Below are 11279 nucleotides of genomic sequence, written 5' to 3'. Positions count from 1 at the left end.
CTGCTGGGGAGTGGTGGTCACCGGTCGACGCCTCCCATCACGGGGTCGATGGACGCGACGGCGACGATGACGTCGGCGACCTGGCCGCCCTCGCACATCGCCGCCATGGCCTGGAGGTTGGTGAAGGACGGGTCGCGGAAGTGGACCCGGTAGGGGCGGGTGCCGCCGTCGGAGACGACATGCACCCCGAGTTCGCCCTTGGGCGACTCGACCGCGGTGTACGCCTGCCCGGCCGGGACCCGGAAGCCCTCGGTCACCAGCTTGAAGTGGTGGATCAGGGCCTCCATGGAGGTGCCCATGATCTTCTTGATGTGATCGAGCGAGTTGCCGAGGCCGTCCGGGCCGAGCGCCAGCTGCGCGGGCCAGGCGATCTTCTTGTCGCCGACCATGACCGGACCCGGCTCCAGGCGGTCCAGGCACTGCTCGATGATGCGCAGCGACTGGCGCATCTCCTCCAGGCGGATCAGGAAGCGTCCGTAGGAGTCGCAGGTGTCGGCGGTCGGCACGTCGAACTCGTAGTTCTCGTAGCCGCAGTAGGGGTCCGACTTGCGCAGGTCGTGCGGCAGGCCCGCCGAGCGCAGGACGGGGCCCGTGGCGCCGAGGGCCATGCAGCCTGCGAGGTCGAGGTAGCCGACGTCCTGCATACGGGCCTTGAAGATGGGGTTCCCGGTGGCGAGCTTGTCGTACTCGGGAAGGTTCTTCTTCATCTTCTTCACGAACTCGCGCATCTGGTCCACTGCCCCCGGGGGCAGGTCCTGCGCGAGGCCGCCGGGCCGGATGTACGCGTGGTTCATGCGCAGGCCGGTGATCAGCTCGAAGATGTCGAGAACGAGTTCACGATCGCGGAAGCCGTAGATCATGATCGTCGTCGCGCCCAGCTCCATGCCGCCGGTGGCGATGCACACCAGGTGCGAGGAGAGCCGGTTGAGCTCCATCAGGAGCACGCGGATGATCGAGGCGCGGTCCGGGATCTGGTCCTCGATGCCCAGGAGCTTCTCGACCCCCAGGCAGTACGCCGTCTCGTTGAAGAACGGCGTCAGGTAGTCCATGCGCGTGACGAACGTCGTGCCCTGCGTCCACGTGCGGTACTCGAGGTTCTTCTCGATGCCCGTGTGCAGATAGCCGATGCCGCAGCGGGCCTCGGAGACGGTCTCGCCCTCGATCTCCAGGATGAGCCGGAGCACACCATGGGTGGACGGGTGCTGCGGACCCATGTTGACGATGATGCGCTCGTCGTCGGACCGGGCCGCGGACTGGACGACCTCGTCCCAGTCGCCGCCGGTGACTGTATATACAGTCCCCTCGGTCGTCTCGCGCGCGGATGCATGTGACGTGCTCATCAGCTGTACGACCTCCGCTGGTCCGGAGCCGGGATCTGGGCGCCCTTGTACTCGACGGGGATGCCGCCGAGGGGGTAGTCCTTGCGCTGCGGGAAGCCCTGCCAGTCGTCCGGCATCATGATCCGCGTCAGCGCCGGGTGACCGTCGAAGATCAGGCCGAAGAAGTCGTACGTCTCGCGCTCGTGCCAGTCGTTCGTCGGGTAGACCGCGACCAGCGAGGGGACGTGCGGATCGGCGTCAGGGGCACTGACTTCGAGCCGGATCAGGCGGTTGTGGGTGATCGAGCGCAGGTGGTAGACGGCGTGCAGCTCGCGGCCCTTGTCCTCGAGGAAGTGCACCCCCGAGACGCCCGTGCAGAGCTCGAAGCGCAGGGCCGGGTCGTCGCGCAGGGTCTGCGCGACCCGGACGAGGTGCTCGCGCGCGATGTGGAAGGTGAGCTCGTCGCGGTCGACGACCGTCTTCTCGATCGCGTTCTCCGGAAGCAGCCCCTGCTCTTCCAGGGCCCCCTCCAGCTCGTCCGCGACTTCGTCGAACCAGCCGCCGTAGGGGCGCGCGGAGGCGCCCGGCAGGGTGACCGTCCGCACGAGCCCGCCGTAACCGGACGTGTCGCCGCCGTTGTTGGCGCCGAACATGCCCTTGCGTACGCCGATGACCTCGCCGGCCTCGTCGCGGGGGGCGGGAACTCCGTTCCCGTTCGCGTTCCCGTTCGGGTGGTCGTCGCTCACCGCAGCAGCCCCTTCATCTCGATGGTGGGGAGCGCCTTGAGGGCCGCCTCCTCCGCCTCGCGGGCCGCTTCCTCGGCGTTGACCCCGAGCTTGCCGCCCTGGATCTTCTGGTGGAGCTTGAGGATCGCGTCCATCAACATCTCGGGCCGCGGCGGACAGCCGGGCAAATAGATGTCAACAGGGACAATGTGGTCCACGCCCTGCACAATCGCGTAATTGTTGAACATCCCGCCCGACGAAGCGCAAACCCCCATGGAAATGACCCACTTGGGGTTGGGCATCTGGTCATAGACCTGCCGCAGGACCGGCGCCATCTTCTGGCTCACACGCCCGGCCACGATCATCAGATCGGCCTGCCGCGGCGAACCGCGGAAGACCTCCATACCGAAGCGAGCCAGGTCATAACGCCCGGCTCCCGTCGTCATCATCTCGATGGCGCAGCACGCGAGGCCGAAGGTCGCGGGGAAGACGGATGACTTGCGCACCCAGCCCGCGGCCTGTTCGACGGTGGTCAGCAGAAATCCGCTCGGCAGTTTCTCTTCGAGTCCCATTGCTCTTTGCCCCTCAGACCCTTAGTCCCATTCCAGGCCGCCACGCCGCCATACGTACGCGTACGCGACGAAGACGGTGAGCACGAAGAGCAGCATCTCCACGAGCCCGAAAATCCCCAGCGCGTCGAAGGTGACGGCCCAGGGGTAAAGGAAGACGATCTCGATGTCGAAGACGATGAAGAGCATCGCCGTCAGGTAGTACTTGATGGGGAATCGCCCGCCACCGGCCGGAGTCGGCGTCGGCTCGATTCCGCACTCATACGCCTCGAGCTTGGCGCGGTTGTACCGCTTTGGACCGATAAGCGTGGCCATGACCACGGAGAAGATCGCAAAGCCTGCCCCGAGGGCTCCCAGCACGAGGATGGGCGCATAGGCATTCACGCTCCTCGCTCCTCTCAGTCGGCACTGACTGTTGGCGGTTGCATTGGACTGCGGCCCGCGAAGATCGCGTACATGTGAAGCAGGTCACAAGCCCAACTGCCCCGCATCTTATGCCCGCCGGTCTGTGATCTGCGACACGGGGTGCGACAACGGCTTTGTGATCTCCACCACCTGACGAAGGATCATGAAGTCGGATGAGCGGTGATCTTCATACGCGAAGCGCCTGAGTGATCACCAGAGGTGACATCTCAGCGAGTTACCGCTGGTCGGGAGGGGGTCGCCCTATCAAGCGATGGCCGCCGCAAGCAAATTGGCGCTGGACGCGCTGGCTTGATAGTGGCGGCTCGTTCACACTTTGGCGGGAGAGGTGTGGATGAAGGTGGACGGCCATGAACGCGTGCACCGATTCACGAGCGGCGGGCGCGCGGCTTCACAAGTGCCCGGCACGCCTCCGCACAAGCACCAGGCACGCCTTCGCATCAGCGCCAGGCACTCCTCCGCACAAGCACCCGGCGCGCACCTTCACCAGCGCTCGGCACCCACCTCTTCATGAGCGGTCGGCACGCACCCCTTCACGTGCGGTCGGTACGCGCCTTCGCGAGCGCCCGACATGTGCCCTTCGCGCCGCCTCGTCGTAGATCCACCGCGGATCCACCGCGGATCCACCGTCGATTCCCCGTCGATCCGTCACCGATCCCCCACGCCGGCGACACCGCCGACAACACCCCTGAATTCTTCGGGAGATCTCGGGAAGGTCTCGGCGGGATCTCAGGGAGATCCCCTAGGGCCACACCTGTGACCTGTGCCACACGAGTGATCGTGGCGGAGAAACCGGGGTTGGCCAACCGGCTCAACCGGTGGTAGTCCACGGGCAATTCGGGCGTATCGCAGAAAACCCATGATCACAGGCGTGATCGCCGTTGTCCGCATTGCCCGTTACGGCGTCAATAAGAAGTGACACGCCCGGGATTCGAGGCCGCCGGGGGCAACTGTGGCGCAGCCCACGTTTCTTGAAGGGAACCCTGACTCCCTGATAGCGGTTGTTCTCATGTCCCACACCGCTCACATACCCAGCCACCGGAAGCCCCGTCGTAGCGCCTCGAAGATGGCCCTGCGCGCCGGAGTTGCCGGTGGCGTCCTCAGCACCCTGGCAGTGGCCGCCGCCGCCGGAACGGCGACCGCCGCCGAGCCGGTGACCGAGACCATCGAAATGCCCACGCTCACCACGGATCTCTCCACGCAGATCGCGCAGTCCGCTGAAGCAACCCAGCAGACCGCCGACAGCTACCAGCTCCGTGCCGAGCAGGACGCGGCCGCCGTGAAGGCCGCCAAGCAGGCCAAGGAAGACCAGGCGCAGGCCGAGAAGAAGGCCGAGGCCAAGGCGAAGGCCGAGGCCGCCGCCAAGAAGAAGGCGGAAGAGGAGCGCGCGTCGCGTTCCGCCGAGCGCACGACGCTCAGCGCCGCCGGTTCAAGCTCCAGCGCCTCGACCGCCGAGGCGCCCGCCCCGGCCAGCGGCAGCGTCGGCTCGGTCATCGGCTTCCTCAAGGCCCAGCTCGGCGACGCGTACGTCATGGGTGCCTCCGGACCCAACGCGTGGGACTGCTCCAGCCTCGTCCAGGCCGCGTTCAAGCAGGCGGGCGTTGACCTTCCGCGCGTCTCGCAGGACCAGTCGGTCGCGGGCACCCCGGTCTCGCTCTCCAACGTCCAGGTGGGCGACATCCTTTACTGGGGTGGCGCGGGCTCCGCGTACCACGTGGGTGTGTACATCGGTAACGGTCAGTACCTCGACGCCGCCAACCCGAGCAAGGGCGTTGTCATCCAGGACCTGTCGGGCTACCCGGCCGACGGCGCCGTGCGCGTCCTCTGAGGGCCCTCACAGCTACGCAGAAGGGCCGGGAACCCCGTGGTGGGGTCCCCGGCCCTTCCGTGTGCTCGACGAGCCGTACGCCCCGGCCCGAGGGCCGCGCCCCCGGCTAGCCCTTCGGCGAGAGCTCGCCCATCTCGGACCAGCTGCTGCCCGGGATCTCGGTGTGGATGATCTCCGGGGTCGATGCGATCAACTCGGACATCGTCTCCATGGCGGCCTTGAAGTGGTCGGAACCGACGTGCGCGGCGCCGGCCTCCTGCGAGGCGAAGCCCTCCAGGAGCACGAACTGGTTCGGGTCGTCCACGCTGCGGGACCAGTCGTAGAAGAGGTTGCCCTCCTCCGCGCGCGTGGACCGGGTGAACTCGGCGGTCCGCTCCAGCCAGCTGTCGGCGTACTCGGGGCGGACGGTGAACTTGACGGCGATGAAAATCATGCGGCCAGCGTCCTGCCGACCGCCGCGCCGGGCAAGCCGGAGATGTCCCTATTCCGGCAGCGTCGGAAACCCGCGCCGCGCCGCCCGTGTGAGCACCCGCGCCAACTCCCGCTGCCGCCCGCGGTAGGCGGCGGTCGGCAGCGAGACCGACAGGGCCCGCGCACTGTCCGGCAGCGGCACGGCCACGCAGGTGAACGCCGGGTCCGTCTCCCCCACCGACACGGCGACGCCCGCCGCGCGCACCCGGCGCAGCTCGGCCTCGAAGCGGTCGGGGCTTGTGATCGTGTTCTCGGTGAGGCGCGGCAGTCCGTGCGCGTCGAGATAGCGGCGTCTGGCCGCCCGGCTCAGCGAGGCGAGCAGCACCTTGCCGTGGGCGGTGGCGTGGGCGCCCTGGTCGAGGCCGACCTCGAAGGGGTCGGCCTCCCCCGGCGACGCGGTGCTGTCGACGACCGCGATCCGGCTGCCCCGCCGCGCGCTCAGATAGGCGTGGGCGCCGACAGCCCTTCGTACGCCCAACAGGAGCCCTCTGCTTGCCTCGTCGATCCCGGCGTGCCGCTGGAAGGAGCGGTAGAGGGCGGGCACGCGCGGCCCGAGCGCGTACCCGGCGCCCGTGCGCTCCACGTGTCCGCGCGCGGTGAGCGGCGCGAGCAGGTGGTAGACGGTCGACAGGGCGCAGCCGAGTTCACCGGCCAGCACCTTGGCGGGGACGGGGCCGGGGGCCCGGGCGATCGCCTCCAGGAGGTCGAGCGCCCGGTCCACCGACGCGGGACCGGGGTCCGCGCTCATGGGGTGCTCACGCCTTCGGGGCCACCTTGCTCAGACCGTTGATGATGCGGTCCATCGCGTCGCCGCCAGTCGGGTCGGTGAGGTTGGCCAGCATCTTCAGCGTGAAGCGCATCAGCATCGGGTGGGTCAGGCCGCGCTGGGTGGCGATCTTCATGACCTTCGGGTTGCCGATGAGCTTCACGAAGGCGCGGCCCAGCGTGTAGTAGCCGCCGTACGTGTCCTTGAGGACCTTCGGGTAGCGGTGCAGCGCCAACTCGCGCTGGGCGGGTGTCTGCCGGGCGTGCGCCTGGACGATGACGTCCGCCGCGATCTGCCCGGACTCCATGGCGTACGCGATGCCCTCGCCGTTGAAGGGGTTCACCATGCCGCCCGCGTCGCCGACCAGGAGCAGGCCCTTGGTGTAGTGCGGCTGGCGGTTGAAGGCCATCGGCAGGGCGGCGCCGCGGATCGGCATCGTCATGTTGTCCGGGGTGTAGCCCCAGTCCTCGGGCATCGAGGCGCACCAGGCCTTCAACACCTCGCGCCAGTCCAGCTCCTTGTAGGCGGAGGACGAGTCGAGGATGCCGAGCCCGACGTTCGACGTGCCGTCGCCCATGCCGAAGATCCAGCCGTAGCCGGGAAGGAGCCGGTCCTCGGAGCCGCGCCGGTCCCACAGCTCCAGCCAGGACTCCAGGTAGTCGTCGTCGTGGCGGGGCGAGGTGAAGTACGTACGGACGGCGACGCCCATCGGGCGGTCGTCGCGGCGGTGCAGGCCCATCGCGAGGGAGAGACGCGTCGAGTTGCCGTCGGCGGCGACCACCAGCGGGGCGTGGAAGGTGACCGGGGTCTTCTCCTCGCCGAGCTTGGCGTGCACGCCGGTGATGCGGCCCGTGCGGTCGTCGACGATCGGGGCGCCGACGTTGCAGCGCTGGTACAGCCGGGCGCCCGCCTTCTGGGCCTGGTTCGCGAGCTGCTCGTCGAAGTCGTCGCGCTTACGGACGAGGCCGTAGTTCGGGTAGGCGGCGAGTTCCGGCCAATCCAGTTGGAGGCGAACACCGCCCCCGATGATCCGCAGGCCCTTGTTCCGCAGCCAGCCCGCCTCCTCGGAGATGTCGATTCCCATGGAGACGAGCTGCTTGGTGGCGCGCGGGGTCAGGCCGTCGCCGCAGACCTTCTCCCTGGGGAACGCGGTCTTCTCCAGGAGGAGTACGTCGAGTCCGGCCTTCGCCAAGTAGTAGGCGGTCGTGGAACCGGCTGGCCCGGCCCCGACGACGATCACATCAGCGGTGTGTTCGGTGAGGGGCTGGGGCTGGGTCACGGCGGGTTCTCCCCAAGGCTCGAAATCTGTGTGCCGGAGGGCACGGGATATGGGCAGTCTATGCAGCGGTACTGATCAGCCAGCCGAAGGGCCACCCGTGACAAAGCAGGCACTGCCGACCAAGACCCTGCCCGCCGTACACCTGCGCGTGCCGACCCACGAGGACGCCTTCGTCTGGCACCGCCTCTTCGACGACCCGGAGGTCATGGAGTTCCACGGCGGCAGGTCGGCCGAGCTCTCCGTGTACGAGGAGCTGACCGCCCGGCAGCGCAGACACGACGCCGAACTCGGCTTCTGCCTCTGGACGTTGCTCGACGCCGACGGTGAGCCGATCGGCTTCACCGGAGCGCAGCCCTGGCCGCACGACTGGGGGCCCAAGGGCGAGATCGAGATCGGCTGGCGGCTCGGCCGCGCCGCCTGGGGCAAGGGGTACGCGACCGCCGCCGCGCAGGCCACCCTGGAGCGGGTGCGCGCGGCGGGCGTACGGGACGTGGTGGCGATGGTCGACGTCCGCAACGAACGGTCCGCCGCGGTGACCCGGCGGCTCGGCATGGAACTGGCCCAGACGCTGACGTCTCCGGTGTCGAAGCGGGAGGCCCATCGCTTCCGGCTCGCGCTGTAGCGGGTCTACCCTTCCCGGTACCGCTGGGGGGTGACATCTGTGCCGAAGGCGCCCAGGACGGCCGAAGTGCGCGTGCCGCGGCTGATCGGTCTCATGGCCGTGGACGCGCGCGAGTCGGCGGCGAAGCACGGCCTGCTGCTCGCGGCGCCGGACCGCCCCGACTTCCATCTGGTGGTCCTCGACTTCGTGGTCCGGCAGTACCCGCCCCCCGACACGTGGATCCCCCGCGACGCCGTCGTCACCGTCTGGTTCGATCTCGGCCCCGACGAGGGCGAGGGCGGCGCGGGGGTGCGCGAGCCGCGCCGCCCGGGGCCTCCGGACGGCGGGCTGCGACAGGAACTGGACGAGCCGGGGAACGAGGTCGGCGCCGCGCTGTGACGCCGGGGGCGCCGGTGACGCCTGTAGCGCCTGTAGCGCCGCCGGGTGCCTCAGCCGTTGAGCCGCCAGTGCTCCAGCGCGGTGCTGTGGGTCTTCTCGCCCTCGCCCGCGGGCCAGAAGTCCGCGCGCCAGGAGAGCTGAATGGCGTACTCGGTGCCGTTGTCCGCGACGTAACTCTGGTTCACCGCGTGGATCTCGCGGCCCGCCGTGTCGGTGAAGGTGTACTCCCAGATCGCGCCGCTGCGCCCCTGGAAGGTGTTCGGCTCCAGCCGGATGCGCTGGTAGTCCGACTTCTTCGGGTCCTTCTTGGCGTCCTTCTCGATGGTCGTGAAGTTTTCGTACGAGGTGTACGGGGCGTTCGGCACCACGCCGACGAGGAACTCCTCCCGGCCGGTCGACCCCGCGTACACGATCTGCCCCGGCCGGTCCTCGCCCTGCCGGCTCCAGCCGTCGGGCACGGCGAACTCGAAGCCGCTCACGTCAGAGACCAGGTCGTAGCCCGCGGGCAGTTCGGGGGCGGCGTCGGCCAGGGCGTCCGGGCTCTCGGTCGGCTCCTCGGTCGGCTCCTCGCTCGGCTCCTCGGTCGGGGTGAACGAGGGGGACGGTGACGGCGACGCGGTGGGGTCCTCGGTCCGGGTGACGGCGGGCTTGTCGTCCTTGCCCCCGGCGTTGTCGGCCTTGCCGTCCTCGTTGTTCTGCCAGAGCAGGACGCCGGCCGCGATACCGCTGCCGATGAGGAAGGCACCGGCGAGGGTGCCGACCCACACGGCGGTGCGGCGGGAGCTGGGGGTGGCCGGGCCCCGCTGGTGCAGCTGGAAGGCGTGGGGGTCGTAGGCGGCGGGGGCGTAGCCGGGGTTCGCGGCCGGGTCGTACGCGTGCTGGGGCGGCGCGGGGGCCGGGGGTGCGGGGAGCTGGGGCACGGGGGTGGCTACTCCGGCCGTCGGTGCGTCCGCCAGGGCGACATCGGCGGTCGCGGCGCCTGGAGCCTCGGGCGCGCCCGCGGGACCGCCGACCGGCATCGGCGGCACCGGCGGGACCGGGACCGGGACGATGCCCGTACGCTGCCCCGCCATCTGGAGCAGGTACGGCGCGAGGAACGCCGCGGCGAAGACCCAGAGCAGCCCGAACAGCAGCGCGTCCGGCACGCTCACGCCCGCGTCGAAGCTGCCGTTGCCCGAACCGCTCCCGCCTGCGCCGCCGCCGAACTCCGACGAGGCGCTTCCGGTGGCGTCGACGCCGAACCCGCCGAACCCGGCGACGATCAGGAAGAGCCCGAAGAAGATCCCGGCTGCGAGGAGTTGTTCGCCCCGGTGCGCGGATCGGCGTGCGGCGAGGATGCCGAGCGTCAGTGCGCACACGAGCCCGAGCGTCAACGCCCCCACGATCGCCCAGTCGTTGGTGACGTCGCCGAGCTCGGAGAGCCCGAAGGACTCGCTCTCGTAGCCGCCGCCGTACGCCGAACTGCTGCCCTCGACGGACGCCTTGAGCGGCGCCCCCCAGCCCAGGCCGAGCGCGGCGACGCCGAGGTTCGGCAGCACGAGCAGGGCGATGACCAGCGGGGACACATCGGCGTCGTCGAGGTCGGCGAGCCTTTCCAGGTCGTCGATCTGGGCGAGGCTGATGAACGCGACGACCGAGCAGAGCGCCAGCACGATCGCGAGCGCCCGCAGCGCGGTGCCGGTGGCGCGGAACGCCGCCTGCCAGCCGGGCCGTCGGGCCAGCCAGGGGGCCAGGTCGTCGCGGTGCAGCACACCGCAGGAGACGGCGAGTCCCAGGACGAGCGCACCGAGCGCGGCGAGCACCGGCGACGACGAGAGCTCGACGCCCTCGATCTCGGGCTGCGCGAAGAGGCTGAGCACGAGGGTGCCGACGGTCACCAACAGCGTGACGCGCACGGCCGCTTCGAGCCCGGCCGTGCCGCCGCCGTGGCCTCCGGTCCGCAGGAGGACGCGGCTGCGCAGGACGCGTACGCCGATGAAGAGGGCCCCGATCCACAGGGCGGTGGCGGTGAGCGGAATGAGGTGGAGCGTGGCGCTGCCGTCGAAGGCGACGTCCATGCTGGAACTCTCGCCGCCGAAGACGGAAGACTGCTGCCGCTCGCCGCCCGAGATCTCGAAGCCGCCGCCCACGGCCTGGAGCAGCAGCGCGAGCGCGATCCGCAGCCGCTCGCCGAACCCGACGACGTCACTCTCCTCGCCCTGCCCGTAGGACGGAACGGCCAGCGCGACGGCGGCGACGAGCACCAACCCAACGGGCCACAGCGCGGCTTGAGCGGCTCCGGCCCAGTCCCCCCGGAACGCCCGCCCGAAGAAGGCACCGAGGGGCGAGGGGGCCCCGGGGGCATGCACGGGCGGAGGCGGTGACACGGGGACGGTGGGCACCACGACCGGGTGAAGTGGGGGCGCGGGAAGGGAAGTTGCGGTGTACCCGGGCCCCGCGGGCGTGTCTTCGGCCCCGCCTGCGGGAGCTTCCGCTTCAGGTTCCTCCGCGTCCGCAGCCTCGTCCGCAGCCGCAGCCGCAGCCGCAGCCGGAACCGGAGCGTCAGCCTCAGCCGACGCGTCCGCCGAGGTAGGCACACCGAGCTCTGCCGCGGGCAGCTCCGCGGGACCCGCGTCCACCGACGTGTCGCGCGGGCGCTCGTGCCCGCACTTCATGCAGAAGCGGGCCTCGTCAGGGGTGGGTGCCCCGCAGTGAGGGCAGTACGACGCCATGGGAACGCTCCGTCATTGGGGAGATGACCAGCAACACCGACCCGCGCCGAACGATCCCGCGGCGGCCGACGCGAAAGAGCGGCTTCGCATCGACACCGCCGCGTCGGCGGGGTCGTATCACAACGGACACATCTTGCCCGGCGGCTGGTTCCCGTCAACTCGGTTCACATCGCAGGATTCCGCGCGCT

General features: G+C 69.9%; 11 protein-coding genes and 1 pseudogene. 3 read left to right on the top strand and 9 right to left on the bottom strand.

All coding sequences use genetic code 11. The features are described from left to right. Positions 1–17: 17 nt before the first annotated feature. Genes ACZ6ZP_RS38645 through ACZ6ZP_RS38630 form a run of 4 tightly spaced genes read right to left on the bottom strand, consistent with a single transcriptional unit; the run spans position 18 to position 2997 of the window. Entirely contained in the window at positions 18–1340 is a 1323-nt protein-coding gene (locus ACZ6ZP_RS38645; RefSeq protein WP_351170226.1) for an NADH-quinone oxidoreductase subunit D, read from the bottom strand. After that, positions 1340–2065, bottom strand: a complete 726-nt coding sequence (locus tag ACZ6ZP_RS38640; RefSeq protein WP_469410285.1) for an NADH-quinone oxidoreductase subunit C — start codon at positions 2063–2065, stop codon at positions 1340–1342. Before ACZ6ZP_RS38640 ends, ACZ6ZP_RS38645 begins: the two co-directional genes overlap by 1 nt. Next, the gene (locus tag ACZ6ZP_RS38635; protein ID WP_160506582.1) at positions 2062–2616 is read right to left on the bottom strand and encodes a NuoB/complex I 20 kDa subunit family protein; all 555 of its coding nucleotides are present in this window, start codon (positions 2614–2616) and stop codon (positions 2062–2064) included. Before ACZ6ZP_RS38635 ends, ACZ6ZP_RS38640 begins: the two co-directional genes overlap by 4 nt. A 21-nt stretch (positions 2617–2637) precedes the next feature. Further along, on the bottom strand, positions 2638–2997 hold the full coding sequence (locus ACZ6ZP_RS38630; protein WP_003992243.1) for an NADH-quinone oxidoreductase subunit A: 360 nt from the start codon (positions 2995–2997) through the stop codon (positions 2638–2640). Positions 2998–4045: 1048 nt separating this feature from the next. Between ACZ6ZP_RS38630 and ACZ6ZP_RS38625 the strand changes: the two genes are divergently transcribed. After that, positions 4046–4864, top strand: coding sequence for a C40 family peptidase (locus ACZ6ZP_RS38625; RefSeq protein ID WP_366461871.1), 819 nt, complete (start codon positions 4046–4048; stop codon positions 4862–4864). Positions 4865–4970: 106 nt separating this feature from the next. Here ACZ6ZP_RS38625 and ACZ6ZP_RS38620 read toward each other — a convergent pair whose 3' ends face one another. Genes ACZ6ZP_RS38620 through ACZ6ZP_RS38610 form a run of 3 tightly spaced genes read right to left on the bottom strand, consistent with a single transcriptional unit; the run spans position 4971 to position 7380 of the window. Then, positions 4971–5297 (bottom strand): putative quinol monooxygenase, encoded by a 327-nt coding sequence (locus ACZ6ZP_RS38620; RefSeq protein ID WP_351170218.1) that lies wholly within the window; start codon positions 5295–5297, stop codon positions 4971–4973. A gap of 48 nt (positions 5298–5345) precedes the next feature. After that, positions 5346–6083 (bottom strand): IclR family transcriptional regulator, encoded by a 738-nt coding sequence (locus tag ACZ6ZP_RS38615; RefSeq protein ID WP_361469052.1) that lies wholly within the window; start codon positions 6081–6083, stop codon positions 5346–5348. A gap of 7 nt (positions 6084–6090) precedes the next feature. Then, positions 6091–7380 carry a geranylgeranyl reductase family protein gene (locus tag ACZ6ZP_RS38610; RefSeq protein WP_351170213.1) on the bottom strand — a complete coding sequence of 430 codons (1290 nt, stop codon included), beginning with the start codon at positions 7378–7380 and terminating at the stop codon, positions 6091–6093. A gap of 97 nt (positions 7381–7477) precedes the next feature. Between ACZ6ZP_RS38610 and ACZ6ZP_RS38605 the strand changes: the two genes are divergently transcribed. Together ACZ6ZP_RS38605 and ACZ6ZP_RS38600 are read left to right on the top strand one after the other, a co-directional pair. Next, on the top strand, positions 7478–8002 hold the full coding sequence (locus ACZ6ZP_RS38605) for a GNAT family N-acetyltransferase (protein ID WP_351170211.1): 525 nt from the start codon (positions 7478–7480) through the stop codon (positions 8000–8002). A 30-nt stretch (positions 8003–8032) separates the two neighbouring features. Continuing rightward, on the top strand, positions 8033–8380 hold the full coding sequence (locus ACZ6ZP_RS38600; protein WP_383820321.1) for a PASTA domain-containing protein: 348 nt from the start codon (positions 8033–8035) through the stop codon (positions 8378–8380). A 50-nt stretch (positions 8381–8430) separates the two neighbouring features. Here the strand turns inward: ACZ6ZP_RS38600 and ACZ6ZP_RS38595 are convergent, their stop codons facing one another. Further along, entirely contained in the window at positions 8431–10623 is a 2193-nt protein-coding gene (locus ACZ6ZP_RS38595) for a hypothetical protein (protein ID WP_469410320.1), read from the bottom strand. A 399-nt stretch (positions 10624–11022) separates the two neighbouring features. Next, a pseudogene (locus tag ACZ6ZP_RS38590) lies at positions 11023–11091 on the bottom strand (zinc-ribbon domain-containing protein); the annotation flags it as partial. Positions 11092–11279: the final 188 nt, after the last annotated feature.

The sequence above is a fragment of the Streptomyces sp. NPDC054047 genome (assembly GCF_055585065.1).
This window is presented reverse-complemented; position numbering and strand designations above follow the sequence as displayed.